The sequence below is a fragment of the Pseudomonas sp. S07E 245 genome (assembly GCF_019599025.1).
Classification (GTDB): domain Bacteria; phylum Pseudomonadota; class Gammaproteobacteria; order Pseudomonadales; family Pseudomonadaceae; genus Aquipseudomonas; species Aquipseudomonas shirazensis.
Genome location: NZ_CP080625.1, coordinates 4,183,170 through 4,199,412 on the forward strand (window position 1 = coordinate 4,183,170; position 16,243 = coordinate 4,199,412).

At 62.5% G+C, this 16,243-nt stretch carries 16 protein-coding genes; 9 read left to right on the forward strand and 7 right to left on the reverse strand.

Annotation, left to right across the window (positions count from 1 at the left end; genetic code table 11):
• Positions 1-23: 23 nt before the first annotated feature.
• Positions 24-425 (reverse strand): GFA family protein, encoded by a 402-nt coding sequence (locus K3F44_RS19220; protein WP_150570243.1) that lies wholly within the window; start codon positions 423-425, stop codon positions 24-26.
• A 268-nt stretch (positions 426-693) separates the two neighbouring features.
• Between K3F44_RS19220 and K3F44_RS19225 the strand changes: the two genes are divergently transcribed.
• The 9 genes from K3F44_RS19225 (at position 694) to K3F44_RS19265 (ending at position 10,820) form a co-directional block, all read left to right on the forward strand.
• Entirely contained in the window at positions 694-2,001 is a 1,308-nt protein-coding gene (locus tag K3F44_RS19225) for a CitMHS family transporter (protein WP_101322682.1), read from the forward strand.
• Between the two features lie 66 nt (positions 2,002-2,067).
• A complete protein-coding gene (locus K3F44_RS19230) occupies positions 2,068-2,838 on the forward strand; it encodes a TerC family protein (protein WP_101322683.1) in 771 nt (256 codons plus the stop codon).
• A 230-nt stretch (positions 2,839-3,068) separates the two neighbouring features.
• Positions 3,069-4,727 (forward strand): Na/Pi cotransporter family protein, encoded by a 1,659-nt coding sequence (locus K3F44_RS19235; RefSeq protein WP_150570244.1) that lies wholly within the window; start codon positions 3,069-3,071, stop codon positions 4,725-4,727.
• A gap of 30 nt (positions 4,728-4,757) precedes the next feature.
• Positions 4,758-6,164, forward strand: a complete 1,407-nt coding sequence (locus K3F44_RS19240; RefSeq protein WP_220632811.1) for a pitrilysin family protein — start codon at positions 4,758-4,760, stop codon at positions 6,162-6,164.
• Between the two features lie 75 nt (positions 6,165-6,239).
• Entirely contained in the window at positions 6,240-7,268 is a 1,029-nt protein-coding gene (locus K3F44_RS19245) for a DUF5924 family protein (protein ID WP_101322686.1), read from the forward strand.
• A gap of 71 nt (positions 7,269-7,339) precedes the next feature.
• Complete coding sequence (locus tag K3F44_RS19250) at positions 7,340-8,473, forward strand: ABC transporter permease (RefSeq protein ID WP_101322687.1); 1,134 nt, start codon at positions 7,340-7,342, stop codon at positions 8,471-8,473.
• Positions 8,470-9,264 (forward strand): ABC transporter ATP-binding protein, encoded by a 795-nt coding sequence (locus tag K3F44_RS19255; RefSeq protein WP_259075223.1) that lies wholly within the window; start codon positions 8,470-8,472, stop codon positions 9,262-9,264. Before K3F44_RS19250 ends, K3F44_RS19255 begins: the two co-directional genes overlap by 4 nt.
• 3 nt (positions 9,265-9,267) lie before the next feature.
• Positions 9,268-10,206, forward strand: a complete 939-nt coding sequence (locus K3F44_RS19260) for an MlaD family protein (protein ID WP_188036900.1) — start codon at positions 9,268-9,270, stop codon at positions 10,204-10,206.
• Entirely contained in the window at positions 10,203-10,820 is a 618-nt protein-coding gene (locus K3F44_RS19265) for an ABC-type transport auxiliary lipoprotein family protein (RefSeq protein ID WP_220632812.1), read from the forward strand. Before K3F44_RS19260 ends, K3F44_RS19265 begins: the two co-directional genes overlap by 4 nt.
• Here the strand turns inward: K3F44_RS19265 and K3F44_RS19270 are convergent.
• The 6 genes from K3F44_RS19270 to K3F44_RS19295 all read right to left on the reverse strand — a co-directional run bounded on the left by K3F44_RS19270 (position 10,802) and on the right by K3F44_RS19295 (position 16,206).
• Entirely contained in the window at positions 10,802-12,031 is a 1,230-nt protein-coding gene (locus tag K3F44_RS19270; protein WP_101322691.1) for a nucleoside recognition domain-containing protein, read from the reverse strand. The two genes, K3F44_RS19265 and K3F44_RS19270, sit on opposite strands and share 19 nt — an antisense overlap.
• 148 nt (positions 12,032-12,179) lie before the next feature.
• Positions 12,180-13,514 (reverse strand): glutamate/aspartate:proton symporter GltP, encoded by a 1,335-nt coding sequence (gltP, locus tag K3F44_RS19275; protein WP_101322692.1) that lies wholly within the window; start codon positions 13,512-13,514, stop codon positions 12,180-12,182.
• Between the two features lie 730 nt (positions 13,515-14,244).
• Entirely contained in the window at positions 14,245-14,715 is a 471-nt protein-coding gene (locus K3F44_RS19280) for an inhibitor of vertebrate lysozyme family protein (protein WP_101322693.1), read from the reverse strand.
• A gap of 3 nt (positions 14,716-14,718) precedes the next feature.
• The gene (locus K3F44_RS19285) at positions 14,719-14,880 is read right to left on the reverse strand and encodes a DUF1328 domain-containing protein (RefSeq protein ID WP_101322694.1); all 162 of its coding nucleotides are present in this window, start codon (positions 14,878-14,880) and stop codon (positions 14,719-14,721) included.
• Positions 14,881-14,920: 40 nt separating this feature from the next.
• Positions 14,921-15,208: a hypothetical protein gene (locus K3F44_RS19290; protein WP_101322695.1), complete on the reverse strand. Its 288-nt coding sequence runs from the start codon at positions 15,206-15,208 to the stop codon at positions 14,921-14,923.
• Positions 15,209-15,384: 176 nt separating this feature from the next.
• A complete protein-coding gene (locus K3F44_RS19295; protein WP_220632813.1) occupies positions 15,385-16,206 on the reverse strand; it encodes a BON domain-containing protein in 822 nt (273 codons plus the stop codon).
• Positions 16,207-16,243: the final 37 nt, after the last annotated feature.

Consider the following 16,243-nt stretch of genomic DNA (forward strand, 5'->3'; position numbering starts at 1 on the left):
CCGCCGTTACCAGCAACGGCGGCTTACAGCGCTTCTTCGGCTTCTTCCGGCAACTGTTCATCCAGATGCAGCCAGGCTACCCGGCTGCTGGTCCAGATATGCCGATTGGCCTGGACTCGCTCTGGCTGATCCAGGGTTGCCACGGTCACATCGATACTCTGCGGGCTGTGCTCAGTGCTCAGGGCCACATGCGCGCCACAGTCGCCACAAAAAAACCGACTGCAACTGGCAGGCGCCACATACAGCCGCGGCCGCCCCTTGAGCCAGCGAAAGTCGCGCCTGGGCAGGGTGATCCAGGTCACCACCAGGCCACCGCTGACGCGCCTGCAGATCGAGCAATGGCAATGCGCAACATCGTTCAGATCGCCCGCCAGGCGATACCTGATGGCGCCGCAATGGCAGCCGCCCTCGACAAACTCAGACATGATTACCTCTCGTCACCTTGGCGCCAGCGAAAGCTGGCTGAAAGCTTGCGCTCATAGGATAGCCCCCACTACCGGCACAAGACCGGTCAGCCAGGGTACCCGGACCAGTCCGCACCCGGCCCAATCAACAACAACAATGGTGATTCTGATGTCTTCCTGTGTCCGCCTCTTCGCAGTACCCCTCCAGCTATTCCAAGCACAGCGCCCCACGCGCTGATCCGCCCGAAGCATTTTTTTTCATTCGTCGCGCCACGCCTGGAGTACTGCCATGCTGACCTTCCTCGGCTTTGCCATGGTCATCACCTTCATGTACCTGATCATGACCAAGCGCCTCTCGGCCTTGATCGCGCTGATCCTGGTACCGATCCTGTTCGCCCTGTTCGGTGGCTTCTCCTCCGAAATCGGCCCGATGATGCTGCAAGGCATCACCAAGCTCGCGCCAACCGGCGTGATGCTGATGTTCGCCATTCTCTACTTCGCCCTGATGATCGACTCCGGTCTGTTCGACCCGGCTGTGCGGCTGATCCTCAAGGCGGTCAAGGGTGACCCGCTGAAAGTCTCGGTCGGCACCGCAGTGCTGGCCCTGGTGGTCTCGCTCGACGGCGACGGTGCAACCACCTACATGATCTGCTGCGCCGCCATGCTGCCGCTGTACAGCCGCCTGGGCATGAGCCCGCGGATCATGGCCGGCCTGATCATCCTCGCGGGCGGGGTCATGAACATGACGCCATGGGGCGGGCCGACCGCTCGCGCTGCTAGTGCCCTGCATGTAGACCCGTCCGACATCTTCGTACCGATGATCCCGGCCATGGCCTTCGGCGTGGTGGCGATCCTGGTCATCGCCTACATGTACGGCAAGCGTGAGCGGGCTCGCCTGGGTGAACTGCACCTGCCGACCGACGACATCGACCACAGCGCTATCAGTGTGTCGCAGTTCCCTGAAGCACGCCGGCCGAAGCTGATCTGGTTCAACGGTGCCCTCACCTTGGCCCTGATGGTCGCGCTGATCGCTGGCCTGCTGCCACTGCCGGTGCTGTTCATGGTTGCCTTCAGCATCGCCATGATCGTCAACTACCCATGCCTGCAACAGCAGAAGGACCGCATTGCGGCCCACGCCGGCAGCGTGCTGGCAGTGACCGGGCTGATTTTCGCCGCGGGTATCTTCACCGGCATCCTGTCCGGCACCGGCATGGTCGACGCCATGTCGAAAAGCCTGCTGGCAGTCATCCCGGACGCACTCGGCCCGTACCTGGCTGTGATCACCGCCCTTGTCAGCATGCCGTTCACCTTCTTCATGTCCAACGATGCCTTCTACTACGGTGTGCTGCCGGTGCTGGCCGAAGCGGCCAGCCACTACGGCATCACCCCGGTGGAAATGGCCCGCGCGTCGATCGTCGGCCAGCCGGTGCATCTGCTCAGCCCGCTGGTACCCTCGACCTACCTGCTGGTCGCGCTGGCCGGCATCGAGTTCGGCGATCATCAGCGCTTCACGCTCAAGTGGGCAGTGCTGGTGTGCATGTGCATAATGCTCGGCGCACTGCTGCTGGGGACTTTCCCGCTGTTCAGCAGTCTCTAATTCATAAGCCCCATCGCGCTGCGTCCCTATCGGGCGCAGCGCCTTTTTACGTTTGAAGGAATACATATGGAATGGCTGACCAGCCCAGAAATCTGGGTCGCCTTTTTGACCCTGACGGCACTTGAGATCGTCCTCGGTATCGACAACATCATCATGATCTCGATTCTGGTCAGCCGCATGCCCAAGCACATGCAGCCGCGTACCCGGATCTTCGGCCTGGCCCTGGCCATGGTCACGCGGATCCTGCTGTTGCTGTCGATCACCTGGGTAATGCGCCTTACCGCCGACCTGTTCGAAGTGTTCGGCCAGGGCATCTCCGGGCGCGACCTGATTCTGTTCTTCGGTGGCCTGTTCCTGCTGTGGAAGAGCTCGCAAGAGATCTATCACGGCCTGGAAGGTGAAGACGAGAGCAGCGACGGCCCGAAAGGCGCCGGGGGCAAGTTCCTCTACACCATCATCCAGATCGCCATCATCGACATCGTGTTCTCGCTGGACTCGGTGATCACTGCAGTCGGCATGGTCTCGCACGTACCGGTGATGATCGCCGCGATCGTCGTGGCGGTGCTGGTGATGATGCTCTGCGCTGGTGCTATCAGTAACTTCATCGACAAGCACCCGTCGCTGAAGATGCTCGCGCTTTCGTTCCTGATCGTCGTCGGTACCGTGCTGATCGCCGAATCTTTCGATGTGCATGTGCCGAAGGGCTATGTCTACTTCGCCATGGCGTTCTCGCTGGCGGTAGAAGCCATCAACATCCGTATGCGTACTGCCCGTGCACGCAAGGAAGGCGCCGAGCCTGATGCGGTGAAGCTGCGTAAGGACGTGCCTGGTCAGTAAGCCTGGCAGTTGCAGATAAAGGCCCTTCGGGGCCTTTTTTGTGGGCGGCGCCCCGGCGCTCCTGCACCAGTGAAATGTTTCAAATAGGTTTCAGCCATGCCAAGCTGGCAGCAGACGCACAAAACGACTAAAGCTTGAGTGAGCACTGGGAAAACCACCCAGCCCCGGGCCAGGCTCACGGCTTCATTTTTTGGCCCCGTCTTGGGGCAATTGCAACGGGGGCCTTGCCTATGCTGACTCTGCTCAATCTGCTCTCGGCGGTCGCGCTGCTGGTGTGGGGCACGCACATCGTGCGTACCGGGATCCTGCGGGTGTATGGCTCAAACCTGCGCCGGGTGATCAGCCAGAACATGAGCAAACGCCCGCTGGCGTTTCTCGCCGGCATCGTCGTCACGGCCATGGTCCAGAGCAGCAACGCCACTGCCATGCTGGTGACCTCGTTCGTCGGCCAAGGCCTGATGGCGATGACCCCGGCGCTGGCAATCATGCTCGGGGCCGACGTCGGCACCGCGCTGATGGCCAGGGTGCTGACCTTCGACCTGTCGTGGCTGTCGCCCCTGCTGCTGTTCATTGGGGTGATCTTCTTCCTCTCGCGCAAGCAGACTCGCCTCGGCCAGATGGGCAGGGTAGCGATTGGCCTTGGCCTGATCATCCTGGCCCTGCAACTGATCGTGCAGGCGGCCACGCCGATCACCCAGGCACAAGGGGTCAAGGTGCTGTTCGCCTCGCTGACCGGGGATATCCTTCTCGACGCCCTGGTCGGCGCCCTGTTCGCGATGATTTCCTACTCGAGCCTGGCGGCTGTTCTGCTCACCGCAACCCTGGCCGGCTCGGACCTGATCAGCCTGCCGGTGGCCATCGGCCTGGTGATCGGCGCCAACATCGGCAGTGGCTTGCTGGCCTTTCTGACCACCAGCATGCAGAACTCGGCAGGCCGCCGGGTGGCACTGGGTAGCCTGCTGTACAAACTGATCGGCCTGCTGCTGATGATCCCGGTGCTGCACCCGCTGGTCGACTGGATGGACACCCTCAAGCTCAGCCCGCAGGAACTGGTGATCGGCTTCCACCTGCTCTACAACACGCTGCGCTGCGTGCTCATGCTGCCGACCGTGACGCCGATGGCGCGGCTGTGCAACTTCCTCCTGCCGGAGCGCGAAAGCAGCAACGGCCAGATCCGCCCGCGCCATCTCGACCCGTCCGCGCTGCAAACGCCAAGCCTGGCGCTGGCCAACGCCGCCCGCGAAACCCTGCGCCTGGGCGACATCGTCGAGAGCCTGCTCGAGGCCATGCTCGCCGCCTTGCGCGGCACTCAGACCGCATTGCCGCAGCAGGTCCGCGCCTACACCGAAGACGTCGACGCCCTGTACAGCGCGATCAAGCTGTACCTGGCGCAGATGGACCGCGAGGACCTCAGCGCCCAGGACAACCGGCGCTGGGCCGAGATCATCGAGATCTCGGTCAACCTGAAGATGGCCAGCGACCTGGTCGAGCGCATGCTGCGCAAGGTCCAGCAGCAAAAGACCTCACAGCGCCGCGAGTTCTCCCAGGTCGGCCTGGAAGAGCTGACCGGCCTGCAGGAACAACTGCTGGCCAACCTGCGCCTGGGCCTGTCGGTGTTTCTCAGCGCCGACCCGGAAAGCGCGCAGTTGCTGCTCCGTGAGAAACGCCGCTTCCGCGCCCAGGAACGGCGCCTGGCCCACGCCCATGTAAGCCGTTTGCAACGCAAAGTGGTGCAGAGTATCGAGACCAGTTCACTGCATCTGGAGCTGATCGCCGACATGAAGCGGTTGAACTCTTTGTTCTGCAGCAGTGCCTATGTGGTACTGGGCGGCTCGGACACCGGCGGGCTGATGCTCGACAGCGTGCCAGACGAAGCCCGCCAGCCCTGACCTGCACCACCTGGAGACCCCTGCTCGCCTATGCGTAGCCTGATGTTGATTTGCCTGCTGATCTGCAGCCTGCCGACCCTGGCCCTCGACCGCTCCAAGGTCGAAGGCTACCTGTTGCCCAACGGCCTGCAGGTCATCCTCAAATCCGGCTACGAGCGCGACCATGTCGCGATCCGCCTGATTGTCGGGGTCGGCCTCGATGACTTCGAGTGCGACCAGCGTGAGCTGCCGCACCTGCTCGAGCACCTGCTGTTCAGCGGCATCGATGAAACCGGCGAGGGCGGCCTGGAAGAACGCATGCAGGCACTGGGCGGCGAATGGAATGCCTACACCAGCAGCGCCGACACCACCTTCGTGATCGAGGCCCCGGCGCGCAACCAGCGCAAAGTGCTCGACCTGCTGCTGGCGGCCGTTCGCGATACCAAAATCGATGCCAAGGCCCTGGCCACTGCCAAGCAGATCATCGAGCGTGAAGACGGCGGCCACTACGGCCACCTGCAACGTTGGCTCGACCGCCAGGACATCGGCCATCGCGCCAGTGACCAATTGGCAGTCGAGCTGGGGCTGAAATGCCCGGCGCGCTCCAACCTCGACGACATGACTCTTGAGCAAGTGCAGGCTCTGCGCGACCACTGGTACGCAGCCAACAACATGACCCTGATCGTGGTCGGCGGCCTTGACCGCTTGCTGCCGGCCTATCTCGAACGCAGCTACGGCGAGCTGCCGGCGACCGAGCCCGGCGAGCGGCGTAACCTCGACAGCATCAGCCAACAGGCCGAGCAGCGCCGCGATCTGACCCGCGGCTGGCTGGGCGACAGCGTCAAACTGCACTGGCTGTTCATCGAGCCGGTGCTGGACAGCGGCCACGAGCAGACCCTCGACCTGGTTTCGCGTTACCTGGAGTGGGCAGTCTACGACCAGCTACGCCTGCGCCACAGCCTGTCCTACGGGCCTTCGGTGCAGCGTGAAAGCTTCGGCGACAGCGGCATGCTCAGCCTCAACGCCGACCTCGAGCGCGAAGACCTCAACGCAGCGATCAAGGTGTTGCAGGAGCTGTTCGAGCACCTGCGCAAAAACGGCCTCGACGCGGATACCTTTGCCCGCATCAAGGAAGCCGCCATCGCCCGCGAGAGCTGGAACAGCCAGGGCAACAGCGCCTTGGCCGACTATTACTGGGGCGCTTTGAACAACTACACCGACGGCCGCTTCAGCGACCCGATCCGCGCATTACGCCAGGTCAGCCTGAAACAGGCCGACGCCGCCTTGCAGGAGTTGCTCAAGGAGCCGGGGTACGTGCGCATCGAGCAGCCGCTGCTTGGCTATGACGAACTGTACGGCCTGGTGGCTTTGCTGCTCGGTGTGATTCTCGCCCTGGGCCTGCTGCGCCGTCGCCGTCACACACCGACCAAGCCCAGCGGCGCTACACGCCAGCGCTGATTCAGCGGTATCCTGTGCAGAGCCATCGCGGGGCCGCCGCGATGGTGGCCCCCATACTCTTTCTGTAGCCCGTTCATGCCGCCCATCCCGCATATCGTCCAGCGCATCATCGAACTGCTCAAACGCTACCCAGGCGTTATCGCGCTGGGCGGCTTCCTGTCCGGGATCGGCAGCTTCATCCTGGTCGACCGCCAGGCCGGGCTGGCGAGTTGGGTGGCGATCCTGCTGTTGGTCAGCTGGATATGGCTGATGCTGGAGAACACCCTGACTGGTTTGTTCGCCCGCACCTTCAAGCGGGAGATCCCGCAGCCGCTACTGCGCTACGCCACGCAGATGATCCACCAGGAGAGCCTGTTCTTCGTCCTGCCATTCTTTTTCATCACCACCACCTGGAACAGCGGCCAGTTGATCTTTACCGGCCTGCTCGGCGCCGCTGGGGTGATCTCGATCGTCGACCCGCTTTACTACCGCTGGCTGGCGCCGCGGCGTTGGCTGTTCATGGCCTTGCATACCTTGACCCTGTTTGCCGCGCTGCTGACGGCGCTGCCGATCATCCTTCACCTGACCACCGCGCAGAGCTTCAAGCTGGCGCTGATCGCGGCCATGGCGCTGTCGTTCCCAAGCCTGGCCAGCAGCTTCCCGATCACCAACTGGCGCCGCGGCGTCGCGCTGGTACTGGTGACGCTGTCGGTGGGTGCCGGCGGCTGGCTGCTGCGCTCCTGGGTGCCGCCCGCCACGCTGTGGCTGACCGAAGTGGCGGTGAGCACCGAAGTGATCAACCGCCAGCCGGGTGATTCGCTGGATGAGATCCCGGTCAACCAGATTCGCGGCGCGGGGCTGTATGCATACACCGCGATCAACGCACCGCGCGGGCTCAACGAGCGGATCTATCACGTCTGGCAGTTGAACGGTAAAGAGGTCGACCGGATCGCCCTGGATATTCATGGCGGGCGCAAGGAAGGCTACCGCGCCTGGACCCACAAGCAGAACTTCCCGCCCAACCCGGTGGGCCGCTGGCAAGTCCGCGTGCTGACCGAGGACGGCCAGGTTATCGGCGTGCTGCGCTTCAAAGTGGTCGACGCTGCTGCGGCCCCAGCCAGCTGAGCAGATCGCCATTGCCCGGCAGCGCCCGCACTACGCTATGATCGGTGCCTTCCTCGCGCACTGTCAGAAGCATGGAGCCCATGACTACACCGAGCGCCACTCTGGACACCAGCAGCCAACCGCCGTGCCTGCGTATCAGCGGTGACTGGACCCTGGCCCACTACGCCCAGCTCAAGCGCGACAGCGAGCGCCTGCGCAGTCAATACAGCAGTGACACCCGCGCCGACCTCAGCCAGCTCGGCCGCCTCGACACTGCCGGCGCCTCGCTGCTGGCCGAACTGCTCGGCAGCGAGCGGCTGTCGCGCTGCACCGATGACCTCGGCGCGGCCAACCGGGCCCTGCTGAAGACGGTCTACCACTCGGTGCAGGACTACTGCATCCCGCTCAAGCAAGCCGAACGGCCGGTGCTGCTGATGCTGCTCGAGCGCATCGGCTGCTCGGTCAACAAGCTGTGGGGCGACACCCTGCAACTGCTCGGCTTCATTGGCCTGATCATCCAGACCCTGCTGTTGCGTGCGCTGCAGCCACACCGCTGGCGGCTCACACCGGTCGTTGCCCATATCGAGCAGACTGGCCTCAATGCCGCGCCGATCATCGCTTTGCTGACCTTTCTGGTCGGCGCAGTGGTGGCCTTTCTCGGCGCCACGGTGCTCGCCGCATTTGGTGCGACCATCTTCACCGTCGACCTGGTGGCGTTCTCGTTTCTGCGTGAGTTTGGCGTGCTGCTGACTGCCATTCTCATGGCCGGGCGCACTGCCAGCGCCTTTACTGCGCAGATCGGCTCGATGAAGGCCAACGAAGAGATCGACGCCATCCGCACCCTCGGCCTCAACCCGATCGAACTACTGGTAGTGCCGCGAGTACTGGCATTGCTGATCACGCTGCCGCTGCTGACCTTTGTGGCGATGATCTGCGGCATCGTCGGAGGCGGCGTGGTCTGTGCGCTGTCGCTGGATATCTCGCCAGCCATGTTCCTTTCCCTGCTGCAGACCGATATCGGTGTGCAGCACCTGCTGGTAGGCCTAGCCAAGGCGCCGTTCTTTGCTTTTCTGATTGCCGCGATCGGTTGCCTGGAAGGCTTCAAGGTCAGCGGCAGTGCCGAGTCGGTAGGCGCCCACACCACCTCGGCGGTGGTCCAGTCGATCTTCGTGGTGATCGTGCTGGATGCCGTCGCAGCGCTGTTCTTCATGGAGATGGGCTGGTGAGTGCAGCAACCCAGGCAGTAATCCAGGCGCGCGGGCTGTGCAACCGCTTTGGCACCCAGAGCGTGCACGAGAATCTCGACCTCGATCTGTACAAAGGCGAGATCCTCGCGGTAGTCGGCGGCTCGGGCAGCGGCAAGTCGGTGCTGCTGCGCAGCATCGTTGGCCTGCGCCAGCCCGACGAGGGTCAGGTCAAGGTGTTCGGCCAGGACCTGGCCACCCTCGACAACGAACAGCGCTCGCAGGTCGAGCGGCGCTTTGGCGTACTGTTCCAGAAGGGCGCGTTGTTCTCGTCGCTGACCATTACCGAAAACGTTGCCCTGCCACTGATCGAACACGCCGGTCTGTCGCGCACTGATGCCGAGCATCTGGCCGGGGTCAAGCTGGCCCTGGCAGGGCTGCCGATTTCCGCCGCCGACAAGTATCCCGCATCGCTGTCAGGCGGGATGATCAAGCGCGCGGCGCTGGCGCGGGCATTGGCGCTGGACCCGGACATCCTGTTTCTGGATGAACCCACCGCCGGGCTCGACCCGATCGGTGCGGCGGCCTTCGACCAGTTGATCCTGACCCTGCGTGATGCGTTGGGTTTGAGCGTGTTCCTGATCACCCATGACCTGGATACGCTGTACACCATTACCGACCGCATCGCCGTGCTGTCGCAGAAAAAGGTGCTGGTAGCCGGCCCCTTGGCCGAGGTCGAGCTTACCGACGATCCCTGGATCCACGATTACTTTCACGGCCCACGCGGGCGCGCAGCGGCTCAAGCTGCCAGCCGTGTCGGGCAGGAGCGCTGAAGCATGGAAACCCGAGCTCATCATGTGTTGATCGGTCTGGTCACCGTTCTGGTCGTGGCTGGCGCCTTGTTGTTCGGCTTGTGGCTGACCAAGTCCAGCGTCGACTCGACCTTCAAGGACTATCAGGTGGTATTCAACGAGGCGGTCTCCGGTCTGTCGCGCGGCAGCCCGGTGCAGTACAACGGCATCAAGGTCGGTGACGTCACCACCCTGCGCCTGGACCCGCAAGACCCACGTCGGGTGCTGGCACGCATCCGCCTCAGCGCCGACACGCCGGTAAAGCAGGACACCCAGGCCAAGCTGACCCTGGCCGGGGTTACCGGCAACGCCTTCATCCAGCTCAGCGGCGGCACCCCACAAAGCCCAGAACTGAAAGGCAAGGACGGCCAATTGCCGGTGATCGTTGCCTCGCCATCGCCGATCTCGCGCCTGCTCAACGACAGCAGCGACGTCGTCGGCAACATCAACCTGTTGTTGCACAACGCCAATCAGTTGCTCTCCGACGACAACGTCAGCCGCCTCAGCAACACCTTGGCCAACCTTGAGCAGACCACCGGCGCTTTCGCCAGCCAAAAAGGCAGTATCAGCGACGCCATCGCCCAGCTGGCTGCAGTCGGCAAACAGGCCAACGCCACCCTGGCCGAGACCCAGGCGCTGATGCGCAACGCCAACGGCTTGCTCGGCACCCAGGGCAAGCAAGCCTTCGGCAGCGCCGAGCAGGCCATGAACGCCCTGGCCGAGAGCACCGCAACCATCAATGACCTGCTCAAGAATAACCGCGAGGCCATCGACGATGGCGCCCAGGGCTTGAACCAGCTGACCCCGGCGATCCGCGAACTGCGCGAAACCCTCAACGCCCTCAAGGGCATCTCGCGCCGCCTCGAAGCCGACCCAAGCGGCTATCTGCTGGGCCGCGACAATGACAAGGAGTTCCAGCCATGACCCCGCTGCGCCTGATCGCCCTGCTGGCCACGCTGAGCCTGGCCAGCGCCTGCTCGATCCTGCCGCAAAGCCCGCCGGTGGATATCTACCGCCTGCCGGTCAAGCAGCCCACCAGCAGCAACGCGCCGCTGACCTGGTCACTGCGGGTGAACAAGCCACTGGCCAGCGAGGCGCTCGCCGGGCAACGCATTGCGGTGATCGCCCAGGGCGACGTGATCAGTGGCTACAAAGGCGCCCGCTGGAGCGACCCGGTGCCGTTGCTGGTACGCAATCGGCTGCTCGATGGCTTCCAGCGTGATGGCCGGGTACAGCGCCTGAGCGCTGACGACAGCAATCTGCAAGCCGATTACGAGCTGGCCGGCGAGTTGCTGGCGTTCAACAGCGAATACCGCGAGGGCAGGGTAGAGGTGGTGATCAGCTACGATGCGCGCCTGGTGCAGGGCCGCAGCCAGCGCATCGTCGCCAGCCGGCGCTTTGAAGTGCGCCAGCCGCTAAGTGCTACTCAGGTGCCTGCGGTGGTCACCGGCTTTGGTGCCGCCAGCGACCAACTGATGAGCCAGCTGGTCGACTGGACACTGGCTCAGGTCGCTCAGGCTCAGGCGAAGAACCAGTAGCAGACGCAGATCGCCGCGATCACCCCGGACAGCTCGGCCAGCAGCGCGCAGCCCACTGCATGGCGCACGCGCTGGATGCCGACCGCGCCGAAGTACACCGCCAGCACATAGAAGGTGGTCTCGGTGCTGCCCTGGATGGTTGCCGCAACCAACGCCGGGAAGCTGTCGACGCCCTGGCTTTGCATGGTTTCGATCATCATGGCCCGCGCGGCGCTGCCAGAGAACGGCTTGACCAGCGCAGTGGGCAGGCCATCGACGAAGCGCGTGTCCAGGCCCACCCACTCGACCAGGTGGCGAATCCCGTCCAATGCCAACTCCAGCGCCCCTGAAGCGCGCAGCACGCCCACCGCGCAGAGCATGGCGACCAGATACGGCAGCAGGCTCTTGGCGACGTCAAAGCCTTCCTTGGCGCCTTCGATGAAGGTTTCGTACACCTTGACCCGGCGCAGGGCGCCAACCACCAGGAACGACATGATGATGCCGAACAGGGTCAGGTTGCCCAGGATCGACGACAGGCCTGCCAGCGCAGTCGCCGACAGCGTGCCCAGAAACGCCATGAAGCCGCCCAGCAGCAGCGCGCCAGGGATTAGATAGGCGAGCACCACCGGATCCCACAAGCGCAGCCGCTGCATCACCGCGACCGACAGCAGCCCGACCAGGGTCGAGACGCTGGTGGCCAGCAGGATCGGCAGGAACACCATGGTCGGGTCAGGTGCGCCTTGCTGGGCGCGGAACATGAAGATGGTCACCGGCAGCAGGGTCAGCGACGAGGCGTTGAGCACCAGAAACAGGATCTGCGCATTGCTCGCCGTGGTGCTGCTCGGGTTGAGCTCCTGCAGTGCGCGCATCGCCTTCAGGCCGATCGGCGTCGCCGCGTTGTCCAGGCCCAGGCCATTGGCGGCGAAGTTCATGGTGATCAAGCCCAGCGCAGGGTGGCCGCGGGGCACCTCCGGCATCAGCCGGGCGAACAGCGGGCCGAGCATCTTCGCCAGCCACTCGACGATGCCGGCCTGTTCGGCAATCTTGAGAAAGCCCAGCCACAGGGTCAGGGTACCGAACAACAGGACCATGACTTCGACCGACAGCTTGGCCATGGCAAAGATGCTCTCGACCATCGCGGCGAAGATCCCGGCGTTGCCGCCGACCAGCCACTGCGCCATGGCGGAGATGGCCGCGACCAGGAAAAAGCTGAGCCAAAGGCCGTTTAGCATCCGCGTGTTCCCCCGAAAAATGCCACGCATGATAACGCAAGCGGCTGGGTACTTTCTGCAGGCAACAAAAAACCCCGGCATGCGGGGCTCTTGTGGGTCTGCGTTGTCTGGGGCAGGGGCCGCTTTGCGGCCCCAACCACCGCAAATCTTACTGCTTGGCAGCCTCGCCCACAGCGCCAGCAGCCTTGTTACCGGCCATATGCGGCAGCGAGTTGTAATACGCCTCACCCTTGGCCGAGTCGTACATACCTTCCCAACGAGCGATGACCAGCGCGGCCAGGGCGTTGCCAATCACGTTCAGGGCGGTCCGCGCCATGTCCATGATGCGGTCGACACCGGCGATGAATGCCAGGCCTTCCAGCGGGATGCCAACACTGCCCAGGGTCGCCAGCAGGACCACGAACGACACGCCCGGCACACCGGCGATACCTTTGGAAGTGACCATCAAGGTCAGTACCAGCAGCAGCTGCTGGCTCCACGACAGGTCGATGCCATACAGCTGGGCAATGAAGATTGCCGCGATGCTCTGGTACAGGGTCGAGCCGTCGAGGTTGAACGAGTAGCCGGTCGGAACCACGAAGCTGCAGATCGACTTCGGCGCGCCGTACTTCTCCATCTTCTCGATCACACGTGGCAGCACGGTCTCGGAGCTGGAGGTGGAGTAGGCGAGGATCATCTCGTCTTTCATGATGCGCATGATCTTGATGATCGAGAAGCCGAACATCCGCGCGACCAGGCCCAGCACCATGAAGGCGAAGAAGGCGATGGCGAAGTACACCAGCACCACCAGCTTGGCCAGCGGCAGCAGCGACGAGAAGCCGAAGTTGGCGACGGTCACGGCGATCAGGGCGAACACGCCGATCGGGGCGTAGTTCATGATCATGTGGGTGACCTTGAACATGGTTTCCGATACGGCCTGGAAGGTGCGTACCAGCGGATCACGCAGGTCAGCCTGCAGGCTCGACAGGCCCAGACCGAACATCACCGAGAAGAAGATGATCGGCAGCATTTCGCCGCGGGCAACCGCTGCAAAGATGTTCGAAGGGATCAGGTTGAGCAGGGTCTCGATGAACGCATGCTCATGCTGCACCTCGGCCGCAGTGGCCTGGTACTTGGAGATGTCCACCGTACCCAGAGTGCTCATGTCGATGCCGACACCAGGGTGGAACAGGTTGGCCAGGCCGAGGCCGACGACGATGGCAATGGTCGTCACCACCTCGAAGTAGAGAATGGTCTTCAGGCCGATGCTGCCCAGCTTCTTCGCGTCGCCAACCCCGGCGATGCCCACGATCAGCGACGAAATCACGATCGGGACGACGATCATCTTGATCAGGCGAATGAAGATATCACCGGCAGGCTGCAGGACATTGGTGATCCACCATGCCTTTTCTGCACTGAAATGGTTCAGCAGCGCGCCGATTGCAACGCCTAGTACAAGCCCTATGAGGATTTGCCAGGCGAGGCTTAGTTTTGCCTTCTTCATGTCGTTACCTTTTCTTCTAGTGGTCAGGGGCATCGAGCGGAAACGCGCGTACCAGAGCCATTAGAAGCATGCTTGGCAGCGAGATTGTTCCGTACGACGACTCCATCGAAGGTCAGCGCAAGCGAGCGGTTCGGCGCTCTGGCTAGCGAAAAAGGCGGCAACTATTGCTACGCAGGCGGGGCCAGTCTAATGCCGGAAACGACTACCCTATGCCGGATCGGCATAATAGCCCGAGGCAAAACGACGCAGCTGCAAGTCATTGATTTATAACGTTCGGCTTTCCGAACAAGACCAAAGCGCCATGAAACGGCCAATTTGGCAGATATGGCATGGTCATGCACAACTTCTGTTCGACAATCCGAATGGGATGAACAGGGTGTAGGAGGGGAGAGGTTACGAAGGAAAATAATTCGATGTACGGTCACGACAAAATGTGTCTTCAGCACAATTTGGCGACAGCCGCTCGGAGCACATCCATAGACGCTTCGGAAGCCAGGCCTGGCACGGTGCATTCGGCACTGCCAGACCTGAGACTTCCGATGCCATCTTTTCCTGACCCGGCCCAATCGATGGAGGCACTCCCTGTACCCCTAGGCCACTCCGACCCTGCAACAGTCAGAACAGCCCGGCCCCATGGTCATGTGCCAACCCTCTTCGAGTCGGCGCATCATAGAAGCCTGAACCTTAGAAAGGTTCGGCTTCTATTGCATTACAGTTGCGTGAACTTTAGTCAGTACCACTTCGGATCACGCTTGAGTTGCTCCTGCAACATCGCCTTCATGCCGTCATCCGGCTTGCCCAGCCAGCGGTATTGCGCGTGGCGGGTTGGCGACTTGTCCTTGGGCAATCCCTCGGGTACTTCCACGAGCATCCCGTAGGCATCGTCCTTGTCCCAGCTAAACGCCACGATCAGGCGCTTGTAGGTGCAGTTGTCAGCCGATTCGCACAGCGGACCGACAAGATACTTGTCGCCATCCTCTGTCACCGCCGACATCTGCTCCTGCGAACTGCCGCTGAGGTTGATCACCCACTCGGGCAATCGCTCCTCCCCTTTCAGGGTGTCCTGCCAGGTTTCAACATACTCGGGGTCTGTCGCCAACAATTGGTTGGCGTGGACCTGGCCATCATTGGCCGCCATCGCCGCCGCGCTACTGCCCAACAGCAGGGCAGTAGCCAGGGCTTTGCTGATCATCCGCTTCATGGCTTAGCGCCTGCCGCGCCCGAAGAAGAACGAAGCAATGAACAGCACCAGGAAAACGATGAACAGGATCTTGGCAATACCGGTAGCGGCGCCAGCGATACCACCGAAGCCCAGCACGGCAGCGACAATGGCGATGATCAGGAATGTGATAGCCCAACTAAGCATGATGAATCTCCTTTTTCCCTTGAAATTGTATGCAGGCGCCTCAGAACACCCAGCGATCCTGCGGTACTACGTTTTGCACAGTGGCGGGGGACGAGGCCTTTGGCGACGGCTGTGGATCTGCCGCACGTACCAGGTTGTTGGCACGGGTCGCCTGAATCTGGCTCAACAGCGCTGTCTGCGCTGCCACCTGATCGGCCAGTCGTGCAGTCTGCAGGCTGTAGTAAAACTGGCCGGCGGCCAGGGTTACCAACAGGGCAAGTGCCACGAACAGAAACTGACGTACTGGCACTGCGGTGGTCTGCGACTGGTTGACTGGTTGGCGACTCATGTCGATGTCTCCTGCAATGTTCTTGTTAAACGCTACGAACAAGTAATTGCAGCCTGCATGCCAGTCTTGCCAATGTTAAAAAACGTATATATTTCAAGCACTTAAAAACATGTAGGCAGTGTCTGTAGGACGTATCCTGCACGATGGGGCCGTTAGCGTCGTGCGTATTGCACGACTCAGCCCTCGACCTTGGTCGCTACCTTGAGCAAATCAGCGTCAACCCCGCGCACACCAAGGATTTGCCGCGCGACCTCGACAGCGATGGTTTTCTGCTCCCGGCTGACCACCTCACCCGCCAAGCGAACCATGCCTTGCTCACTGCTGACCTTCAGGTTGAGGCCATCCAGGTTACGGCAATAGCCGTAGCTGCTCTGAATCTTGTCGATGATCCAGCTGTCCGAGGGTTGCTCGCCCTGCACTGCGGCCACGGGCGTTTCCCGCGCCTTGGCCATCGCCGCTGTGTCGAGGCTGATCAGGTTGTTGACCAGGTGGATACCGTCGGTGGTGCGTGCCAGCACGCCTGCCACTTCCTTGGCTTCGACCCGGTCGACGCGACCGCGCAAGGTGACCACACCATCGCGACTGTCTACTTCAATTGGCGCCTTGCTGGTTACCTGCGCCCAGGACAAACGCGCACGGACGATAGCCGTCAGGGTCGCATCCTCCAGCCGCTGGGCGTAAGCGCGCAGGTCCAAGGACTGCTCGACCAGACCGGGGTTGACCTGCAACTGGTTATCCACCTGCTCGATGCCGCGGGTAGCCAGCGCTACGTCCTCGGCCAGCTGGCGCTCCACGGCGCTTTCGACCTCACCGGTGAGGCGCGCCTGCTGCTCCTGCACCGCTACCTCGATACGAAACGGATTGAGCAGACGGTTGAGCGACAGTGCGGTTTGCAGCGCGCCTTGCAGGCGGGCGTCTTGCAACGGATCAGCAAACACCGGAGAGGCGAAAGCGGCGATGGACAGCGCCAAAACGGCGCTTCGTGGGGAAAATGCCATGCTGAGTGCTCCTTTTGAAACAAATCCAAATATCTTC

Excerpts from the sequence above, each read along its gene's own strand:
- K3F44_RS19220 (WP_150570243.1), bottom strand. The coding sequence starts at position 425 with ATGTCTGAGTTTGTCGAGGGCGGCTGCCATTGCGGCGCCATCAGGTAT.
- K3F44_RS19225 (WP_101322682.1), top strand. The coding sequence starts at position 694 with ATGCTGACCTTCCTCGGCTTTGCCATGGTCATCACCTTCATGTACCTG.
- K3F44_RS19230 (WP_101322683.1), top strand. The coding sequence starts at position 2,068 with ATGGAATGGCTGACCAGCCCAGAAATCTGGGTCGCCTTTTTGACCCTG.
- K3F44_RS19235 (WP_150570244.1), top strand. The coding sequence starts at position 3,069 with ATGCTGACTCTGCTCAATCTGCTCTCGGCGGTCGCGCTGCTGGTGTGG.
- K3F44_RS19240 (WP_220632811.1), top strand. The coding sequence starts at position 4,758 with ATGCGTAGCCTGATGTTGATTTGCCTGCTGATCTGCAGCCTGCCGACC.
- K3F44_RS19245 (WP_101322686.1), top strand. The coding sequence starts at position 6,240 with ATGCCGCCCATCCCGCATATCGTCCAGCGCATCATCGAACTGCTCAAA.
- K3F44_RS19250 (WP_101322687.1), top strand. The coding sequence starts at position 7,340 with ATGGAGCCCATGACTACACCGAGCGCCACTCTGGACACCAGCAGCCAA.
- K3F44_RS19260 (WP_188036900.1), top strand. The coding sequence starts at position 9,268 with ATGGAAACCCGAGCTCATCATGTGTTGATCGGTCTGGTCACCGTTCTG.
- K3F44_RS19265 (WP_220632812.1), top strand. The coding sequence starts at position 10,203 with ATGACCCCGCTGCGCCTGATCGCCCTGCTGGCCACGCTGAGCCTGGCC.
- K3F44_RS19270 (WP_101322691.1), bottom strand. The coding sequence starts at position 12,031 with ATGCTAAACGGCCTTTGGCTCAGCTTTTTCCTGGTCGCGGCCATCTCC.
- gltP (WP_101322692.1), bottom strand. The coding sequence starts at position 13,514 with ATGAAGAAGGCAAAACTAAGCCTCGCCTGGCAAATCCTCATAGGGCTT.
- K3F44_RS19280 (WP_101322693.1), bottom strand. The coding sequence starts at position 14,715 with ATGAAGCGGATGATCAGCAAAGCCCTGGCTACTGCCCTGCTGTTGGGC.
- K3F44_RS19285 (WP_101322694.1), bottom strand. The coding sequence starts at position 14,880 with ATGCTTAGTTGGGCTATCACATTCCTGATCATCGCCATTGTCGCTGCC.
- K3F44_RS19290 (WP_101322695.1), bottom strand. The coding sequence starts at position 15,208 with ATGAGTCGCCAACCAGTCAACCAGTCGCAGACCACCGCAGTGCCAGTA.
- K3F44_RS19295 (WP_220632813.1), bottom strand. The coding sequence starts at position 16,206 with ATGGCATTTTCCCCACGAAGCGCCGTTTTGGCGCTGTCCATCGCCGCT.